The organism is Labrys sp. Lb11 (assembly GCF_057554225.1).
In genome coordinates this window covers 100,988-118,829 of record NZ_BAAJOT010000002.1, presented here as the reverse complement: position 1 = coordinate 118,829, position 17,842 = coordinate 100,988, and the positions used below count along the sequence as shown (strand labels likewise).

The following is a 17,842-nucleotide window of genomic DNA, read 5'->3' as shown; positions in this document are numbered from 1 at the left end:
ATCGATGCATCGGAAATACCTCATGTCCGTGGTCGCCCTGGCGGTCATGTCCCTGGCAGGCGTCGCCTTCGCGCAGGATGTCTGGCAGGTGGGCGACAAGGTCAGCGTCTGGGTCAGCGCCGACTATTATGACGGGACGGTCGTCGAGGTCGGCTCCGGCGATCATGCCGGGCAGTACTTCATCCACTTCGACAAGTTCACATCGGACCAATACGCCCTGGCGAAGAACGTCGTCGCCCGAAGGCAGGCGGCGACCGAACGACCATCGGGGAAGATCGGGACGAACGGTTGCCGTATCATGGTGATCAACGGTCTGCCGGCCTGCGATCCCGCGAGCGTCAAGTGACGCAAGGGCGCGTCGCCCGAAAATAGGGCGCCGTGGCGTACGACCAGGCCCCGCGGGACAGGGGCGGCGCCGAGGCCCCGGCTAGGGCGCGGTGCAATGATCCGCGCCGCCCGGAGCCGGTCGACCCCGCCGTCCGCATTGCCGATCGAACGAGGCCGGCCGTCGGGTGCGGCATGCGCCGCCGCAGCCTTGCCGCGCGGTGGCGGCACGTCTCCATCTTGCACCTTGCACGACAGTATGTTGGGATCGATCGCGGAAACCGATCAAGCCATTCCGGAAGGTTGCCGCGAACCGACCGATGTTCCTGCAAGTTCGGCATCCGAAGGGGGCCAACATCACCATTGCGCCAGTTCCTCGCCCGCTCGACCTCGATCCGAAGAAGGCTGGTCGCCTCTATCGAGCGCCTTACGGCATCATCGACATCGGCTCCAATTCGGTCCGCTTGGTCGTCTACGACCAACTCGGGCGCGCGCCGCTGCCGCGCTTCAACGAAAAGTCGCTCTGTCGCCTCGGTGACGGCCTGGCGCAGACGGGCCTGATCGCCGCGGACGGGTTTCGCCGGACCGTCGAGGCCGTGCGCCGGTTTCGCGCCATCGCTGATGCGATGGAGGTGACGCGCCTCGACGCCACCGCGACGGAAGCGGTTCGCCGCGCCGGCAACGGCCAGGATCTCGTCGATGCGATCCGGGATGCGGCCGGGGTCGATGTCCGCATCCTTTCGGGCGCCGAGGAGGCGCGCTTCGCGACGCTCGGCGTCATCTCCGGTTTCTTCCGGCCGGTGGGCGTCGTGGGCGACATGGGCGGCGGCAGCCTGGAGGTCGCCGAGGCGCTGGACGACCGGGTCGGCGAAGGCTGGGTCAGCCTGCCGCTGGGCGCGCTGCCGGTCGAAGCCCTCATGCAAAACGGCGGCAATGCCAAGCGCCGCATCGACGCGCTCCTGGCCGAGGGGCTTCCGAGGTCGCTGTCCCACCCGACCTTCTTCGCCGTCGGCGGCGGCTGGCGGACCTTCGCCAAGGCTCAGATGCTGTCGGTCGGCGCCCCGGTTCCGGTCGTGCACGGCTATCGCATCACCGCGGCCGAGGCGCGCGCCTTCGCCAAGACCGTCCTGCGGCTGCCGCCGGCCAGGATTGCCGAACTGCCGGGCGTTCCCCGACGCCGCGCCCGCACGCTGCCTGCGGCCGCCATGATGCTCGATCGCGTGCTGAAGCACCTGGCGCCGGACCATGTGGTGTTTTCGGCGCTCGGCCTGCGCGAAGGCTGGATCTACTCGCAGCTGGCAACGGAAGAACGCTATCTCGATCCGCTCGTCGAAGGCGCCCAGCTGATCGGCCTGCCCGCGTCGCGCGTACCCGATTTCGCTCGGGCGCTGGTGGCCTGGACGGGCCACCTCGATCATGACGAAAGGCCGTCCGACAGGCGCCTGCGGGTTGCCCTGTGCGCCCTGTCCGACCTCGGCTGGCGCGACCATCCCGATATCAGGGCCGAGGAGAACTATCGGCGCGTGCTCCAGTTTCCCCTGATCGGCCTCGAGCACGCGGAGCGGGCCTTCCTGGCCGTCGCCCTCCACGCCCGCTATGCCGGCCGGCTGGATGCTCCCTATCTTTCCTCGGCCCTGTCGCTGTTGCCGGTTGCGGAACGGCGCCGGGCGGAAGTGCTCGGCCGCGCCATTTTGCTGGCGTACCGGCTGTCCGGCGGGACGCCGTCGGTGCTGGCCAGTTCGCGCCTTTCGATCACGCCGAACCGGGTGAGGCTGGAGGTGGGACGCTCGGCCCGGGTCCCCGACAGCGAAGCCGTCAGCGAACGCCTGTCGCTGCTTGCAGCCACCGTCGGGGGCGCTGCATCGGAGATTACCGAACTGGAGGAGGAACGCTGAGTCAGTCGGGAATGGTGAGCGGGCCGCAATCGTCGTCGGCGATGATGGTGGCCAGCAGATCCGTCGGTTCGGTCGCGCTGGCATTCTCGGCAAAGAGGTGCACGGCGCCCGGCGGCTCGAACCAGGTCTGGCCGGCGCCGAAGGTCCCGACGGCCTCGCCCGCCATCTGCGAGCGCAGCGTGCCTTTCAGCACGAAGGCCATGACCGACCCGGGATGGCGGTGGCGCGGCGTATAGGCCCCCGGCGGGAAATGTACGAGCGCCGTGGTCACCGACTTGCCCGGCACGTGCGGCAGCTTCGTGCAGGACAGCGGCGTGACCACGGTGGCCGGACGGACGGCCTGGGCCTGCGATGGGGCGTCGTGAGACTGCGCGTGCACGGCAAGGCCGTCGCGACCGCCGGTCGGGGCCTGCGCCGGGATCAGCAGGGCTGCGGCGACCACGGCCGCCAGCGCGGCGACAAGGGCGACTGCGGTGAACCGTGCATCGGGGAGGGGGCGTGCCGCGCTGGCCGGTGCGGTCGTCATGCCGATGCCTCCTGCGAGCATCAGGCCGGCAGGCGGAAGGCCGGGCTCCAGCCAAGCTCCGCTGCCGCCTTGGCGGTTGCGATTTCCTCGTTCGGCTCGGCGATGTTGAAGATGCCCGGAGCGCCATGCTCGACCGCGAGCAGCGCCGCGTGCGCCGCCGCGTCGACATGCAGCGGCAGCGATACCGGCGGAGCCTCGACCCCGGTGCCCGGGCCGTAGAGCCGGCCGTAGCGCAGCACGAGGCCCGCCGGCGAAGCGGCGGAGAGGACCTGGGTCTCGAGTGCGATCACGCCGCGGATGCTGACGCCGCGGCTGCCCTGCGCCGCGACGTCGAGCGGCGCGTCCTCCCGATGGGGCCGGGGACCGGGCGCATAGGCCCAGGCGATGCTCTGGGCGATCAGCCGCCGGCAGCCGGCCGCCTGCGCCGCCTGCACCAGGTTCCTCGTTCCCTCGTCGCGTATGCGCGCATTGGCGCCGAGCGCTTCGGCCATGCGGGCGGGGTCGAGGCCGGGCGGAAGGTCGGTGAGCTGATGGATGACGATCTCCGGCCGTACGGCCGCGACCGCGCCGGCCAGCGCCGGGGCATCGAACACGTCGACCACCGCCGGCTCGACGCCCTGGACCGCGAGCGCCTCGGCCTTCGCAACCGATCGCGTCGTGCCGAACACCCGATGACCGGCCCCGAGCAGCAGCGGCACCAGGCGCTTGCCGACCGCGCCGCTCGCGCCGGCCAGGAAAATCCGTAGGCCCATGAGCCCGATCCTTCCCGTGAAGATATCAAAACACGAATATTATATCAGCGTTCTGATATTATCGGCAAGCCGATGCGACACGGGGGGGCCTGCCTGCGTCTGTTCAGAAGAAGCCGCCGGCAAGCGGCGGCGGGCTGCCGTTCAGCGCGTGGTCGCCGATCACACGCAGTTTATGATCGGTGGGATTGTGGTTGAGCAGGGTGCGGACGTTGCGCCAGTGCCGGTCGAGGTTGAGCGAGCGGCTGACCGCCGATCCGCCGCCGGCATCGAACAGGCTCGATGTCGCCGCCAGCGCCAGGTCCCCGATGACCGCCTGCGCCTTGGCGACGGTGACGGCGCTCTGGGTGAGGCGATCATCGGCCTCGGGGGACCGGGTGAGAGCGGCGTTGAAGGAGCGGTCGAGTGCTTGCGCCGCTGCAAGCAGCGTGGCGTCGATGGCGAAGGAGCGGGCACTGACCGCGCCGACGACACGCTGGACGAACGCATCCTCGGAGGCGCTTTGCGCCGGGCTGTGGGTGATCGGGCGCGCCACGCGGCGGACATAGTCGACCACTTCGTTCAACGCATTGCGCACGATGCCGGCCTGGCAAGCCGCGAGAAAGAGCTGGCGGAAGCTGGCGGCATGGCGGCCGGCGTGGTCGACAGCTTCGGTCGTCTCGAGCGGTTCGATCTCGTCGGGGCCGACGTCGACATTGTCGAAGTCGATCGAGCCGCTCGCAGTCAAGCGCTGGCCGATGCCATCCCAGTCGTCGTGGACGATGACGCCCCGCCGATGTCGCGGCAGGACGATCTTTGCCGGACGCCCCGCTTCATCGACGGCCGTGACGGCGATGAAGTCGGCATAGCCGGAGCCGGTGCTGTAGTCCTTCCTGCCCTGCAGGCGAAAGGCTGCGCCGTCCTTGAGCAGGCGGGTGCGGATATCCCCCGGTCTCGGCGTGCCGCGCTCGGTGTGGGCGCCGCCGAACAGGCGGCCCGTCCGGATGAGCGCGAAGTCGCGGCTGCCGCGGGCCCGGCCGCCCGCGAGCAGAAGGCCCTCGACATGATTGAAATGGGAGCGCAGCGCATGGGCCACGTTGGAATCGGCGGCGGCCATGGTCGCGATCGCCTCGATCAACTCGGCGATCGTCGCCCCGGCCCCGCCCGAGGCCTGCGGCAGCCGCAGGGCGCCGAGCCGGGCATCGCGGATCAGTTCGAATGCTTCGTAGGGCAGCCGGCGCTCGAGCTCGCGCTCACGGGCGCCGGGCGCGATCCGTTCGGCGATCTTCAATACCGCCGACAGGTGGAGCGGCTTGGCTGGTGCCGGCGCGTGCGCAGCCATCGTCATTGGTTCGCCATCCATGTCTAGGCTCCGGAGGAGAAGAAGAGCCGCCGCCAGGCCGGCCGGGCGTGCCGGGCCGGCGGCGGCGCTGCGCCGCCCAGCCGGCGCAGCAGGCCGACGGGGCCGCGCTCGTACCAGTGCGGCTGGTCGGGCGACCGGCTGCCGATGCCCTGGGTGGTGCGGTCGAGCAGGATGGCGAGCAGGACGATGCCGACGCCGCCCTGCGTGGCGAGGCCGATGTCGAGGCTGCCGATGCCGCGCAGCACCAGCATGCCCAGTCCCTGCACGGCGATCATCGAGGAGACGACACACATGGCCAGAGCCATCATGATCGTCTGGTTGACTCCGGCCATGATCTCCTTGAGCGCCAGGGGCAGCTCGATCAGCAGCAGGATCTGGCGCCTGGTCAGCCCGAGCACCTGGGCCGCCTCGATGGAGCCCACCGGCACGTTGCGCATGCCGAGCGTGGTCAGCCGCACCATGGGCGGCAGCGCGAACACGATCGTCGCCATCACGCCGGGAACATTGCCGATGCCGACCAGCATGGCGATGGGGACGAGATAGACGAAGGCCGGCACGCTCTGCATCACGTCCAGCGCCGGCCGCAGCAGCGTCTCGAATTTCCGGTGCCGGGCGGCAAGGATGCCGAGCGGCAGGCCGATGGCGACGCAGAACAGCACGGCGCTGAGGACGATGGCGAGCGTTGTCACGGTCTCGGTCCACACCCCGGCAAAGCCGAGAAACAGCAATGTTCCGACCCCGAACGCGGCGATGCGGGGACCGGCCACCTGCCAGATCAGCAGCCCGGCGACGAGGATGACCAGCAGCGGCGGCGCCGACACCAGCGCGCCCTCGACGCCGTCCAGGGCCTGCGCCAGCGGCCAGCGCACGACCTGGAAAGCAGCACGCAGGTGCGTGGCCGACCAGTCCACCCCGGCCTTCGCCCAGTCGTCGAGCGGAATGCGCAGGAGTTCGAAGGGCTGATCGATCAGGTCGGCGAGGCGCCCGATCAGACCGAGGAGGCTGCTCATGGTCAGTTGGCGCGGGTCTCGTGGATCGCCTGGTCGATCCAGCCGTCGAAGGCGGCCTGGTTCTTGCCGATCCAGTCGTCGGCATGACGCTTGATGTCGGCGGGCGACTTCTCGCCGTTGTGGAAGAGCAGGTTCTCCGCCTCGACATCGTCGATCGGGATCCTGACCAGCTCGAAGAAACGTCTGGCTGCCGGATTGTTGGCCAGGAACGCATTGTTGGCGTTGATGCGGATCGACGACACCTCCCAGCCGTGCTGGGTGACGGTGTTCTCGTCCTTGTGGGCATCGGGGATCTTCACCTCGCCGACGTCCAGCCAGACGACGTCGCGGCCGGGAACGAGGATCTGGTTGATCCAATGCGGACGGCTGCCATAGTAGAGTACGGACTTGCCGTTACGGTAGCGGGCCAGCACGTCGCTCTTCAGCACGGCATAGTCGCCCTTGTTGTGCTGCACGGTACCGGCAAGGCCGTAGGCCTTGATCTGATAGTCGATGATACGCTCGCTCGGCCAGCCGGGCGTCGTGCCGTTCAACTGGGCCTTGCCGGTGCCGTCCTCGCTGAACAGCGCCGCGATCTTCGGATCCTTCAACTGCTCGACCCTGGTGATGCCGTGGGCGTCGGCGGTCTTCTTGTCGATCAGGTAGCCCTGCGTGGCCTCGGCGATGAAGGGGCCGATCACCGCGGACTTGGCGGCGCCGCCGGCGTTCTCATGGAGAGGCTTGGCCTCCAGCCACCAGGTGTCGACGCCGTAGTCGCGTTCCCCCGAGGCTATGGCGGCGTAGTAGATGGCCAACTGGACCTCGTCGGCCTTCTTCACGGTGTAGCCGAGGCGTTCGAGCCCACGATTGACCACTTCGAGCTGGAACAGGCCCTCGGGGTTGTTGTCGTGGATGGGCCGCACGGTCACGCCCTTGCCCGGCAGGTCCGGTTCGGCAAGGGCAGGCGTGGCGAGGAGGCTGGCCGTGACGGCGGCTGCCGTGGCCAGGGACAGGATAAAGCGCATGTCGATCTCTCGGGTGTCGGTGTGGGCGGGATCAGCCGGCCTTGGCGAGGGGGCGGGGCGAGGGCTGGAAGCGCAGGTCGACGACCTCGTCGAGCCCGAGCCGGCGGCTGGTGGCGCCGACGCGGTGCTGCAGGTCGAGCGCGCGCTCCAGGCCCTGGATGTCGAGCTGGCCGTCGAAATGCAGCAGCGGCCATTCCCGGGCGATGGCACGGCGCGCCACCGCCTCGTCCAGCCCGTGCAACTCGCGGTAGAAGTGCAGCCACTCCTCCGGCTCGGCCGCGACGTGGCGGCCGGTCTCGGCGACGATCTCCAGCACGTCGCGCACCAGCGCCGGCTCGCGGGCAAGCGTCTCCTCGCCGGCGATCTGGATGCTCCACTGGATGGACGGCACGTCGGCGACGTCCTGCGGGCCGCCCCAGAAGCGTGCGACGCCCTCGGCCTCGCCGCGCGAGACGGCGGGCTCGCTGGCCAGCAGCCCGGAAATCTCGCCGGACTTCAGCAGCTCGAGCTTGCGGCCGAACTCGGCTCCGAGATGGCGGAATGTCACTTCGGTGTCGGGATCGACGCCGTGCTGGGCGAGAATGTCGCGCAGGTACCAGTAGCCGCAACTGCCCTTGGACAGGGCCGCGACGGTGGTGCCGCGAAAATCGTCCCAGCGCGTTACGTCCGGCCGGGTGATCAGGAAGAAGGCGAGTCCGCGGTCGAGGCCGCTGCCGATGATGCGGATGCGAGCGCCGCCGGCGATGGCGGTGATGCCCGGCGGCGTGCCGACCTCGCCGACATGGACGAGGCCGGCTTCGACCGCCGCCGACATCTCCGGTCCGCCATAGACCGGCTTCACCTCCAGCTCGATGCCTTCGCGGGCGAACGCCCCCCGCGACAGGCCGTAGCGGGCGAGAATGGCGGCATGGTCGGTGACCGCGCCGTAGACGAAGCGGCGGCTCATGACGGAGCTCCTTCCGGGTTGGGTTGTGGGGTGGGCGCGGCAGCCTCGAAGCGCCGGCCATAGGCGGGCGGCAGGCGGCCGGTGAGATCGAAGTGGCCGACATTGACCTGGCGCCAGCGCACGGGGTCATGTAGCGAATGGGTCCGGGCATTGCGCCAATGCCGGTCGATCTCGGCAGCCTTGTCTGCACGGTCCCCGGCGAAGCCCGGCAGAGCCGCGGCGATGGCGGGGCCGAGCGGATAGGCCAGGCTCTTGGCGGAGTCGACCGCGACGATGGCCGCGGCCGTCGCCTCGTGCCGGCCATGGCCCGTCGCGGTGAGCGCTGCGTCGACCAGCGCCGCCGCCCGGTCGACCAGGGCCCGGGCCGCAGCGACTTTCACCCGCCAGGCGCCGAGCCCGGCGGCGACGTCCTCCCCCTGCCGGTCGCCGGCAAGCGCAGCGGCCCGGCCGATCGCCCCTTCGGCGCCGCCGACCTCGATCGCCGCGTGGATGAGCTGGTTGCCGCCGAACTGCGCCAGCAGCAGGTCGGGATCACCGAGCGAGCGGTCGACGACACGGGACGCCGGCACCCACGCATTGTCGATCACGGTGGTGCCGCTGAAGGTGGCGCGCTGACCGAAGGCGTCCCAGTCCGGCCTGACGTCGAGGCCGGGCGTGCGGCGGTCGAGATAGGCGGTGCGGATCCGTCCGTCGGCGTGCAGCGCCAATACCGGCACCCAGGCAGCGGTGAGCGCGCCCGTGCAGAAGGCCTTGACGCCGCTGATGCGGTAGCCCTCGCCGTCCTCGACGATGGTCGTGGCGAGATCACGCCGGGAGCGGCGACCCCGCTCGGCGATGGCGTTGCCGAAGCGCGCGCCGGACAGGACCTCGGCGTAGAAGAAGGCCTGGGTCTGCGGCGCGGCGACGACCAGCGTGTCGACGAAATCGAAATGGTTCTGGGCGATCTGGGCGAGGGCGGTGTCGGTTGCCGCCAGGATGCGGAAAACCCGCATCAGCACGGTGTTGGGCAGGCCCGGGCCACCATGGGTGACCGGCACGGTGATCGCGAGCAGGCCGGACGCATCGAGCGCGGCGACCTCGGCGAGAGGCACGCGGCGAGTCGCGTCGATCTCGGCGGCTGTGCGCGCCCAGAGCACGGCGAGGCGGCGGGCCGCCTCGACAGCCTCGTCGGCCGTGCGAAGAACTGCGGCGGCAGGCCGAGGCTCGGCGGCTGGAAGGGGGGAGAGATGCGCTGTCACGGTCGTGCGTCTCACGCGACCTGGTCAACGGCGAAGCGGCTCTCCGGCCGTGCCAGGCCGTAGTGGTCGCGCAGCGTCGGCCCGTCATAGTCGTGGCGGAACAGCCCGCGGCGGCGCAGCTCGGGCACGACATGGTCGACGAAGGCCTCGAGCCCCTCGGGGAACACGTCGCACATGATGTTGAAGCCGTCGGCGGCCCCGGCCTCGACCCATTCCTGCATGGAATCGGCGATCTGCCCGGGTCCTCCGACCAGCAGGCGGTGGGCGCCGCCGCCGCGATAGATGATCTCCCGCACCGTCAGGCTCCGGTCGCGAGCGAGAGCGAAGGTCGCGTCGGCGAAGCCTTGCGAACCGCGCAGCGTCGGGATGCGCTCCAGCACATGCGCCGGCACGGGCGCATCGAGCGAGAGCTCGTCGGGCGCGGCGCCGATGCGGGCGGCAAAGCGGGTGAGGGTGATCTCGCCGTCGACCAGCGCGTCGATGTCGCGCTTGCGGGACTTGGCTTCCGCCTCTGTGGAGCCGACCACCAGCGACAGGCCGGGGAGGATGGCGAGGGATCCGGGGTCGCGGCCGAAACGGGTGGCGCGCGCCTTCATGTCGGCATAGTAGGCGCGGGCTTCCGGCAGCGTCTGCTGCACCGCGAACACGGCGTCGGCGTAGCGGGCGCCGAGGTCGCGGCCGGCCGGGGAGCTGCCGGCCTGAACCAGCAGCGGACGCCCCTGCGGCGAGCGCGGCAGCTGCAGCGGGCCGGCGACATCGAAATGGCGGCCCCTGTGGCCGATGGCATGGATGCGGGATGCATCGGCGAAGATGCCGCGCCCCTTGTCGGCGACGAGGGCGGCGTCCTCCCAGCTATCCCACAGCTCCAGCACCACGTCGACGAACTCGGCGGCGCGGGCGTAGCGTTCGGCCGGGGGCGGCAACTGCGCGCGCGCGAAATTCGGCGCGGCGCGGTCGTCATAGGTGGTGACGACGTTCCAGCCGACACGCCCGGCGGAGGCGTGATCGAGCGAGGCGAAGGCGCGGGCAACGTGATAGGGCTCGGCGAAGGTGGTCGAACTGCTGGCGATGAAGCCGACACGTTCGGTCACGGCGGCCATGCCGGCCACCGTGACGACCGGATCGAGCGCCCAGGCAAGGCCCGCCGACGGATCCGCCGGGATGGCCAGCGCATCGGCGAGGAAGACGGCGTCGAGCCGGCCGCGCTCGGCGATGCGGGCTATCTCCTGATAATGCCGGATGTCGACGACGCCGAGCGGCCGCCCGCCCGGAGCCATCCAGGATGCCTGGTGCGAGCCAGAACCGAGGACGTTGACGTTGATGTGGATCTGCTTGGCCATGGACGCCTCGTCATGCATAGGGGGCGACGGCGCGTCCGAGATCGGCGAGCGTCGCGATGGGGGGGTGGTCGAGGCGCAGGCGCGCGCTGGCGCGGTGGAAGCTGTCGAGCGCGAAGCGCCCGCTGGTCGCGCCGGCGCCGAGCACCTCGAGAGCCTCGGTGTGCAGCGTCTCGCCCAGCCGGATGGCAAAGTGCCGGGCATCCAGCAGCACGCGTGGCGGAGCGCCCCATGTCCGGTCCGCCGCCTCCGCCGCCTCCGCCGCCTCCGCGAACAGCGCGTCCAGCGCGGCGAGCTCGGCAGCCAGCCGGCCCCATTGGCGCACGGTGTGGGGATCGTCGGCTGCGCGCTCGAAGCCGGTGTCATCCCAGGGCCGCGAATGGTTCAGCAGGAAGTGCCGGTAGGCGGCAAAGCCGCCCCGGAGCACGCCGACCTCCTGCGCCAGCACCAGCAGCTCGGCAGCCACGGCGCCGCGCGCTTCGCCGGCCAGAAAGCCGCTGGCGGCGTCGCCGGCTGCCGCGATGTCGGTCTCGGCGAGACGGGCGACGGCGCGGGCCGCAGCCGAAAGATCGTCGGAATGTCGCTCGCTCATGCCGCCCTCCCGAGCCGCGCACCGGGAACGGCCTGCAGCAGAAGGCGTGTGTAGGGGTGGCGCGGCGCCTCGAAGATCTGCGCGGCCGTGCCGACCTCGACGAGCACGCCGTCCTTCATCACTCCGACGCGGTCCGAGACCTGGCGCACGACGGCAAGATCGTGGGAGATGAAGAGATAGCTGAGCCCGAACCGGCGCTGGATCGCATCCAGAAGCTCGAGGATCTGAGCCTGGATCGACACGTCGAGCGCCGAGACGGGCTCGTCGCAGACGATGAGATCGGGCTCGGGTGCAAGTGCGCGGGCAATGGCGACACGCTGGCGTTGGCCGCCGGAGAGTTCTGCCGGCCGGCGTGCCGCCTGCGCCGCGCTGAGCCCGACCTGCCCGATGAGCTCCAGGGCCCGAGCCCGACGCCAGGCCCGGTCGCCGAGGCGGAAGCCGGCCAGCGGCTCGGCGACGATGTCGAGCACGCTCATGCGCGGGTCGAGCGAGGCGAAGGGGTTCTGATAGACGATCTGGGCGCGGCGGCGGAAGGCGCGGCGCGACAGATGGTCGTGATGGGCGATGTCGGCGCCCTCGAAGCGCACAGTGCCGGCGGTCGGCGCCGTCAGGCCGAGCAGTAGGCGGGCGAGCGTCGACTTGCCCGAGCCGGATTCGCCGACGATGCCGAGCGTTTCTCCACGGCGGATCGAGAGGCTGACGCCGTCCACGGCGCGGAAGCCTCCCGTCCCGCCGGATCGCGGTTGTGGAAAGACTTTGGAGACCTGTTCGACGGCCGCGAGCTCGCCGGCCTCCGGCCTTGCGGGACGGACCGGCGGGACGGCGATGCTCGGGGTGCTGGCGAGGAGCAGGCGCGTATAGTCCTGCGTCGGCGCATGGAACAGCCGCGCGCCAGCGCCCTGCTCGATGATGCGGCCGTGGCGCATCACCACGACGCGGTGCGCCCGCTCGGCTGCCAGCGCCAGGTCGTGGGTGATGAGCAGCACCGCGGCGCCGCTCGCCCGCACGAGTCCGGCGAGGTCATCCAGAATGACCTTCTGCACCGTGACGTCGAGCGCCGTGGTGGGCTCGTCGGCGATGACGAGGCCCGGAGCCGCGGCCAGCGCGCCGGCGATCAGCACGCGCTGGCGCATCCCGCCCGACAATTCGTGCGGGAATTGCAGGACGCGGTCGGCCGGCCGGCCGAGACCGACGCGTGCAAGAAGGTCGACCGCCCGGCCGGGCAGGCTCGCCGCGGGCGCCAGGCGATGCACCGCCAGCGGTTCGACCACATGGCGGCCGACCCGGTGCAGCGGGTTGAGGGACACCATCGGGTCCTGGGGAATCCAGCCGATGCGCCGGCCGCGCAGCCGCGCCAGCTCGGGCTCGGCGAGCCCCGCCAGCTCGCGGCCTTCGAAGCGGATCGAGCCGGCGTTCACCATGCCGGCGGGCGGCAGCATGCCGAGCACGGCCAGGGCGAGGCTGCTCTTGCCGGAGCCGGACTCGCCGACGATCGCCACGACCTCGCCGGGGTGGATGTCGAGGTCGACGCCGTCCAGCGCCGTGAAGGTGCCGGCGCGCGAATTGTAGGCGACCTGCAGGCCTCGGATCGAGAGGATTGGTCCGGGATGGGGATCTTGGTTCATCGTGCCCTAGCGTCCGCTGTCGATGGCGCGCGCGACCTGGTTCGCCGCGAACACGGCGAGGGCGATCACGAGGCCGGGGAAGACGGTGAGCCACCAGGCGGTGGCCATGAAATCGCGCCCGCCGGCGACCAGCAGGCCCCATTCGGGGGTCGGCGGCGGCGGGCCGAAGCCCAGGAAGCTCAGAGCCGAGACGCCGAGGATGGCCCATCCCAGCTCGAGGGTCGCCAGCACCATGACCGGCCCGGCCGCGTTCGGCAGCACGTGGCGCACCAGGATACGGGCGTGGCCGAGACCGGCGAAGGAGGCCGCTTCGACATAGGCGGCATCCCGCACCTTCAGCACCTCCGAGCGCATCACCCTGGCGAAACCGGCGATGCTGCCGACGCCCACGGCTATGGCGATATGGATCATGCCGAAGCCGAGGGCGTTGATGATGGCGAGAGAGATGAGCAGCGTCGGCACCGCCAGCAGCACGTCGATCAGCCGCATCAGCACGTCGTCGGTCCAGCCGCCGACATAGCCGGCGACGAGACCGGTCAGCGAGCCTAAGGCGAGGCCGAAGGCTACCGCCACCACCACGGCCTTGACCGACTGGCCGGTGCCGTGGATGACGCGGGCATAGAGATCGCGCCCGAGCTGGTCGGTGCCGAAGAGATGCTCGAAGCTCGGCGGCAGCAGGCGTTGGGCGCCAACGCCGCGGATGGGATTGAAGCTGGTGAACAGCCCCGGTGCGAGCGCTGCCGCCAGCATGAGCAACAGGAAAAGGATCGAAAGCGTGAGCATGGGGCGAGCCCGGGCGGCCTGCGCCAGCCGGCCTGCCATCGTGCCGCTGCGGCGCAGCAGCGCCGACAGGGTGCGCAGCGGCCGGCGTCCTGCGCCGGAGCCCTGGAGCGTGACGCTCATGCCGAAAGCCCTCCGGCGAGCTGGCGCCTCGCGCCGAGGTCGATGCGCGGGTCGATCAGCGGATAGGCAAGGTCGACCAGGAGGTTGACCGTGACGAACACGGCGGCGGCGAACACGACCGCCACCAGCACCAGCGGCGTGTCCTGGAACAGCACCGCCTGCACCGTCATCAGCCCGATGCCCGAGCGGGAGAACACCGTCTCCACCACCACGGATCCGGCGATGAGATGGCCGGTGGTCATGCCGAGGGCAGTGACGACGGGAATGACGGAGTTGCGCAGGGCATGTCCGAGGACGAGGCGGCCACGCCCGGCGCCGCGCGCCCGAGCGGTGGCGATGAAGGGAGCGTCCATCACCTCTTCGAGGCTGCGCGACAGGATCTGTGCGGTCAGCGCTGCTGTCGGCAGCGCGAGCACCAGCGCCGGCAGCACGAGCGTGGCGAGGCCATCATTGCCCATGGCCGGAAAAATCTGCCAGCGGAACGAGAACAGCTGCAGCAGCACAAGCCCGACCCAGAACGAGGGCAGGGCGACGCCGAGTGCCGGCAGCGACAGCAGGGCGCGGCGCAGCGCGGCCGAGCGAGCATGGGCGGCGGCGAGCGCCAGCCCCGTGCCGAACGTGAGCCCGAGAACGAGGGCGACGCCGGCCAGCTTCAGAGTTTCGGGAATGCCCTCGGCGAACATGGCAAGGGCGTCGCCGCCGGTCTGCACCGACAGGCCGAAATCGCCGTGCAGGGCGTTCCACAGGATGCGGCCGTATCGGATCGGCAGGGGATCGTCGAGCCCGAGCGAGGCCCGCACCTGCCGCACTGCCTCGGGGCTGAGGGCTGCGCCGCCCGAGCTGACATTGAGCTTGCTGAGGGCCTCGTCGCCGGGGAGCACGTAGAGCAGCAGGAACGCCGCCGTGAACGTGGACCAGAGCACCAGCACGGCATGGGCGAGACGCGTTGCGATGTAGCGGTGCATGCGCGGGCTTTCTTCGGGCGTGGAGAGGGGGCCGGCCAGCTTCGGGCGCGGCCCCGGTTGCGGTCCGCGCTCAGCGCGCGAGCCAGGCGTCGTAGACGATCTGGTTTGGACCGCCGGTGCCGCCGGCGCCGTAGGCGATGTCCTTCACCGTGCCGTTGGAGGCCCAGAGATTGACGTTGTCGAAGATCGGCAGAGCATAGGCGTCCTCGACGATGGTCTTCTGGACGCCGGCCGTCAGCCTGGCACGCTCGTCGGCCTTGGTGGTGGCGCGCTGCGCATCGAGCGGTCCGTCGATGAGGTTCTCGGCCGGCAGACGGAAGCGGTTCAGCGTCTTGGTCGAATAGACCGAGCGCAGGACGTCGGCATCAGCCAGCGACCATTGCCAGCGATGCAGGTCGTAGTCGCCGCTCAGCAGCGCCTCGTCGAAGGCGCCGCCGGTGAGCGGACGCAGGCGGAAATCGACGCCGATGTCGCGCAGCTGCTGCTGCACCACTTCCAGGAAGGACTGGTTCAGCGGGTCGGCGTAGAAGGAGATGGTAATGAGCAGCGGCTTGCCGTCCTTGACGCGGATACCGTCCGGACCAGGCTGCCAGCCGGCCTTGTCCAGGAGGGCGGCGGCGCCCTCCGGATCGAAGGCGAGCGCCGCAGACTGGTCGAGATAATACGGCGTCTTGCGGGCGAGCACGCCTGTCGCCGGGACGCGGAAGCCGTTGAAGGCGAGGTCGTTCACCTCGGTGCGGTTGATGCCCTTCTGCAGGGCCTGGCGGACCGTCCGGTCGGCGAGAATGCCGCGCGAGGTGTTGATCAGGAGGTTCACGGCGGTGCCGAGATACTCGACCTTCACCACTTGGATGCCGGCCTTCTCCAGCACGGGCGCGTCGGTGACGGAGACGCCGGCGATGATGTCGACTTGCCCGGAACGCAAGGCCCCGGTGCGCACATTCGCCTCGGGCACGATGCGGTAGACGATGCGGTCGAGATAGGCTGGACCCTGATGCCCGCGCAGGCTGGAGGCCCAGCCGTAGTCCGTGCGCCGGGCGAGGACGGTCTTCTCGTTGTAGGCGACGGACTCGGTGGTGAACGGCCCGGTCCCGACCACGCCCTGCTTGCACCGGGCCTCGGGGGAGAGCGACAGCGTCGCCGGTGAGACGATGCCGAGCTCGGCGGTGGAGGTTGCCGGCAGGAAGGGGACGTTCGGCGCGTCGAAATCGATGCGGATCGTGTAGGGCTCGACCACCTCGAGGCGGGTGATGCCCTTGAGATAGGCGCCGCCGGCGGCGCCGGGGATCTTGGCGAGCTTCTCGAAATTCTCCTTCACCACCTCGGCGTTGAAGGGCTTGCCGTCGCTGAAGGTGACGTCCTTGCGCAGGTGGAAGACATAGGACGAGGCGTCGGCGTTGATTTCCCAGGACTGGGCCAGCCAGGGGACGATCTTCGTCGGCTCGTCAAAACTCTGGTCTGTCAGGGAGTCGACGATCTGCCGCCCCTCATAGGAGCCGTAGCCGTAATTGTCCTGCTGCGGATCGATGCATTGCGCCTGTCGCGCCAGGCCGACGGTGAGGGTGCCGCCCGACTTGGCATCGTCGGCCACGGCAGCTCCGGCAAGGGTCAGGCTCGAGGCGAGGGCCAGCCCGCCGGCGAAATGGGAGAGAATGCGCATATCGGAACCACCGCTGCAATTTGAAGTCTATTCAATATATAAAACAGATAGACATTATAGACACAACTCCAAAATGCACCGATCCCGTTCATTCCGAATGGAACGAATTGTCGCGTCAGTGGCGGCATCGGCAAGGACGTGGCTACCGGAACCGAAGGCAGGCATGGGAGGTGGGGAGTGGGCGCCGGCTGCTAAAGCGTTTTGCGATTTGACGGAATCGCGTCAAGTCGCAAAGACGCGTCGAAACAAGGCGTTAGAGCAAAGCGCGTTTCCATCGAAACGCGCTTTGCTCTATGACGCCTTTTGCCGGGAAACGGCATGCAGCCGGGACTGGCGGGAGATGCCCAGCAGGATGCCTTCGGGCATTTGCAGCCCGGCCACCGTCTGACCGCAGGGGCGGCACGCTCTCCGTGCAGCGGCGAATTGCCTTTCGGCAGTCGATGCGACGCTGCCCGCGTCGGCGACCTCGGATGCAAGGCAAGCCCGAGGGATTGGCCGGCCGCCCGCCGGGCTTCGTTCAGACACGCTCCATCGCGACGGCGATGCCCTGGCCGACGCCGACGCACATGGTGGCCAGGGCGAGCCTGCCGCCGCGCCGTTGAAGTTCGAGCGCGGCGGTGCCGGCGAGGCGCGCACCCGACATGCCGAGCGGGTGGCCGAGCGCGATGGCCCCGCCATTGGGGTTCACGTGCGGCGCATCCTCGGCGAGGCCGAGCTCGCGCAGCACCGCGATGCTCTGCGAGGCGAAGGCTTCGTTGAGCTCGATGACGTCGAAGTCGGACGGGCCGATGCCGAGGCGCGCGCACAGCGCCCTGGTGGCCGGTACGGGCCCCATGCCCATGATCCGCGGGGCGATGCCGGCGACGGCTCCGCCCAGCACACGCGCGATGGGCGTCAGGCCGTGCTTCCTCGCGGCCGCCGCCGAAGCCAGGACGAGAGCGGCCGCGCCGTCATTGACACCGGAGGCATTGCCCGCCGTCACCGTGCCGCCTTCCGCCCGGAAGGGGGCAGGGAGCCTGGCGAGCGCCTCGATGGTGGTGCCGGCGCGCGGGTGCTCGTCCTTGTCGACGACCACCGGCTCGGCCTTCTTGCGCCGGACCGTGACGGGCACGATTTCCTGCGCCAGCCGCCCGTTCTCCTGCGCCGCCACGGCCCGGGCCTGGCTCCGCGCGGCGAAGGCGTCCTGATCGGCGCGGCCGATGCCGAAGGCCTGCGCCACGTTCTCGCCGGTCTCCGGCATGGAATCGATGCCGTACCGGGCCTTCATCGCCGGGTTGACGAAGCGCCAGCCGATGGTGGTGTCGTGGATCTCGGCGTTGCGCGAAAAGGCGGCGTCGGCCTTCGGCATCACGAAGGGCGCGCGGCTCATCGATTCCACCCCGCCGGCGATCATCAGCTCGGCCTCGCCGGCCTTGATGGCCCGCGCGGCGGCGATCACCGCGTCCATGCCCGAGCCGCACAGGCGGTTGACGGTCATTCCCGGCACCTCCGGCGGCAGGCCGGCCAGCAGCAACGCCATGCGGGCGACGTTCCGGTTGTCCTCGCCGGCCTGGTTGGCGCAGCCATAGACGACGTCGTCCACCGCGGCCCAGTCCAGCCGCGGACTGCGCTGCATCAGCGCTTTGATCGGCATGGCGGCGAGGTCGTCCGTGCGCACGCAGGAGAGGGACCCGCCGAAGCGCCCGATCGGCGTGCGGACATAGTCGCAGACATAGGCTTCGGTCAT

General features: G+C 70.1%; 16 protein-coding genes. 2 read left to right on the top strand and 14 right to left on the bottom strand.

All coding sequences use genetic code 11. From position 1 onward, the window contains the following. Positions 1-22 precede the first annotated feature (22 nt). Both AC27L4_RS05750 and AC27L4_RS05745 read left to right on the top strand, forming a co-directional pair. Positions 23-346 (top strand): hypothetical protein, encoded by a 324-nt coding sequence (locus AC27L4_RS05750; RefSeq protein ID WP_487141092.1) that lies wholly within the window; start codon positions 23-25, stop codon positions 344-346. 166 nt (positions 347-512) lie between these two features. After that, positions 513-2,219: a Ppx/GppA phosphatase family protein gene (locus tag AC27L4_RS05745; protein WP_487141091.1), complete on the top strand. Its 1,707-nt coding sequence runs from the start codon at positions 513-515 to the stop codon at positions 2,217-2,219. Between the two features lies 1 nt (position 2,220). Here AC27L4_RS05745 and AC27L4_RS05740 read toward each other — a convergent pair whose 3' ends face one another. The 14 genes from AC27L4_RS05740 to pcaF form a co-directional block, all read right to left on the bottom strand. After that, positions 2,221-2,745: a cupin domain-containing protein gene (locus AC27L4_RS05740; RefSeq protein WP_487141090.1), complete on the bottom strand. Its 525-nt coding sequence runs from the start codon at positions 2,743-2,745 to the stop codon at positions 2,221-2,223. 20 nt (positions 2,746-2,765) lie between these two features. Next, positions 2,766-3,497 (bottom strand): NAD-dependent epimerase/dehydratase family protein, encoded by a 732-nt coding sequence (locus tag AC27L4_RS05735; protein ID WP_487141089.1) that lies wholly within the window; start codon positions 3,495-3,497, stop codon positions 2,766-2,768. 103 nt (positions 3,498-3,600) lie between these two features. Then, complete coding sequence (locus AC27L4_RS05730; RefSeq protein WP_487141088.1) at positions 3,601-4,836, bottom strand: acyl-CoA dehydrogenase family protein; 1,236 nt, start codon at positions 4,834-4,836, stop codon at positions 3,601-3,603. A 2-nt stretch (positions 4,837-4,838) separates the two neighbouring features. Further along, positions 4,839-5,846: an ABC transporter permease gene (locus tag AC27L4_RS05725; protein WP_487141087.1), complete on the bottom strand. Its 1,008-nt coding sequence runs from the start codon at positions 5,844-5,846 to the stop codon at positions 4,839-4,841. A 2-nt stretch (positions 5,847-5,848) separates the two neighbouring features. After that, the gene (gene proX, locus AC27L4_RS05720) at positions 5,849-6,850 is read right to left on the bottom strand and encodes a glycine betaine/L-proline ABC transporter substrate-binding protein ProX (RefSeq protein WP_487141086.1); all 1,002 of its coding nucleotides are present in this window, start codon (positions 6,848-6,850) and stop codon (positions 5,849-5,851) included. A gap of 31 nt (positions 6,851-6,881) precedes the next feature. Continuing rightward, positions 6,882-7,796, bottom strand: a complete 915-nt coding sequence (locus tag AC27L4_RS05715; RefSeq protein WP_487141085.1) for an ABC transporter substrate-binding protein — start codon at positions 7,794-7,796, stop codon at positions 6,882-6,884. Then, entirely contained in the window at positions 7,793-9,034 is a 1,242-nt protein-coding gene (locus AC27L4_RS05710; RefSeq protein ID WP_487141084.1) for an acyl-CoA dehydrogenase family protein, read from the bottom strand. Before AC27L4_RS05710 ends, AC27L4_RS05715 begins: the two co-directional genes overlap by 4 nt. A gap of 11 nt (positions 9,035-9,045) precedes the next feature. After that, a complete protein-coding gene (locus tag AC27L4_RS05705) occupies positions 9,046-10,374 on the bottom strand; it encodes an LLM class flavin-dependent oxidoreductase (RefSeq protein WP_487141083.1) in 1,329 nt (442 codons plus the stop codon). A gap of 10 nt (positions 10,375-10,384) precedes the next feature. Continuing rightward, entirely contained in the window at positions 10,385-10,963 is a 579-nt protein-coding gene (locus tag AC27L4_RS05700) for an acyl-CoA dehydrogenase family protein (protein ID WP_487141082.1), read from the bottom strand. Next, positions 10,960-12,588 (bottom strand): dipeptide ABC transporter ATP-binding protein, encoded by a 1,629-nt coding sequence (locus tag AC27L4_RS05695; protein ID WP_487141081.1) that lies wholly within the window; start codon positions 12,586-12,588, stop codon positions 10,960-10,962. Before AC27L4_RS05695 ends, AC27L4_RS05700 begins: the two co-directional genes overlap by 4 nt. 6 nt (positions 12,589-12,594) lie before the next feature. Beyond that, positions 12,595-13,491, bottom strand: coding sequence for an ABC transporter permease (locus tag AC27L4_RS05690; protein ID WP_487141080.1), 897 nt, complete (start codon positions 13,489-13,491; stop codon positions 12,595-12,597). Then, complete coding sequence (locus tag AC27L4_RS05685; RefSeq protein WP_487141079.1) at positions 13,488-14,456, bottom strand: ABC transporter permease; 969 nt, start codon at positions 14,454-14,456, stop codon at positions 13,488-13,490. The genes AC27L4_RS05690 and AC27L4_RS05685 overlap by 4 nt, the downstream gene beginning before the upstream one ends. A 70-nt stretch (positions 14,457-14,526) precedes the next feature. Next, positions 14,527-16,116 (bottom strand): ABC transporter substrate-binding protein, encoded by a 1,590-nt coding sequence (locus AC27L4_RS05680; protein ID WP_487141078.1) that lies wholly within the window; start codon positions 16,114-16,116, stop codon positions 14,527-14,529. Positions 16,117-16,633: 517 nt separating this feature from the next. Further along, positions 16,634-17,842, bottom strand: coding sequence for a 3-oxoadipyl-CoA thiolase (gene pcaF, locus AC27L4_RS05675; RefSeq protein WP_487141077.1), 1,209 nt, complete (start codon positions 17,840-17,842; stop codon positions 16,634-16,636).

What these genes read in the sequence shown, in the direction of transcription:
- AC27L4_RS05705 (WP_487141083.1), bottom strand. Translation starts at nt 10,374, where the DNA reads ATGGCCAAGCAGATCCACATCAACGTCAACGTCCTCGGTTCTGGCTCG.
- proX (WP_487141086.1), bottom strand. Translation starts at nt 6,850, where the DNA reads ATGCGCTTTATCCTGTCCCTGGCCACGGCAGCCGCCGTCACGGCCAGC.
- AC27L4_RS05700 (WP_487141082.1), bottom strand. Translation starts at nt 10,963, where the DNA reads ATGAGCGAGCGACATTCCGACGATCTTTCGGCTGCGGCCCGCGCCGTC.
- AC27L4_RS05715 (WP_487141085.1), bottom strand. Translation starts at nt 7,796, where the DNA reads ATGAGCCGCCGCTTCGTCTACGGCGCGGTCACCGACCATGCCGCCATT.
- AC27L4_RS05740 (WP_487141090.1), bottom strand. Translation starts at nt 2,745, where the DNA reads ATGACGACCGCACCGGCCAGCGCGGCACGCCCCCTCCCCGATGCACGG.
- AC27L4_RS05750 (WP_487141092.1), top strand. Translation starts at nt 23, where the DNA reads ATGTCCGTGGTCGCCCTGGCGGTCATGTCCCTGGCAGGCGTCGCCTTC.
- AC27L4_RS05735 (WP_487141089.1), bottom strand. Translation starts at nt 3,497, where the DNA reads ATGGGCCTACGGATTTTCCTGGCCGGCGCGAGCGGCGCGGTCGGCAAG.
- AC27L4_RS05730 (WP_487141088.1), bottom strand. Translation starts at nt 4,836, where the DNA reads ATGGATGGCGAACCAATGACGATGGCTGCGCACGCGCCGGCACCAGCC.
- AC27L4_RS05695 (WP_487141081.1), bottom strand. Translation starts at nt 12,588, where the DNA reads ATGAACCAAGATCCCCATCCCGGACCAATCCTCTCGATCCGAGGCCTG.
- AC27L4_RS05685 (WP_487141079.1), bottom strand. Translation starts at nt 14,456, where the DNA reads ATGCACCGCTACATCGCAACGCGTCTCGCCCATGCCGTGCTGGTGCTC.
- AC27L4_RS05725 (WP_487141087.1), bottom strand. Translation starts at nt 5,846, where the DNA reads ATGAGCAGCCTCCTCGGTCTGATCGGGCGCCTCGCCGACCTGATCGAT.
- AC27L4_RS05680 (WP_487141078.1), bottom strand. Translation starts at nt 16,116, where the DNA reads ATGCGCATTCTCTCCCATTTCGCCGGCGGGCTGGCCCTCGCCTCGAGC.
- pcaF (WP_487141077.1), bottom strand. Translation starts at nt 17,842, where the DNA reads ATGACCGAAGCCTATGTCTGCGACTATGTCCGCACGCCGATCGGGCGC.
- AC27L4_RS05690 (WP_487141080.1), bottom strand. Translation starts at nt 13,491, where the DNA reads ATGAGCGTCACGCTCCAGGGCTCCGGCGCAGGACGCCGGCCGCTGCGC.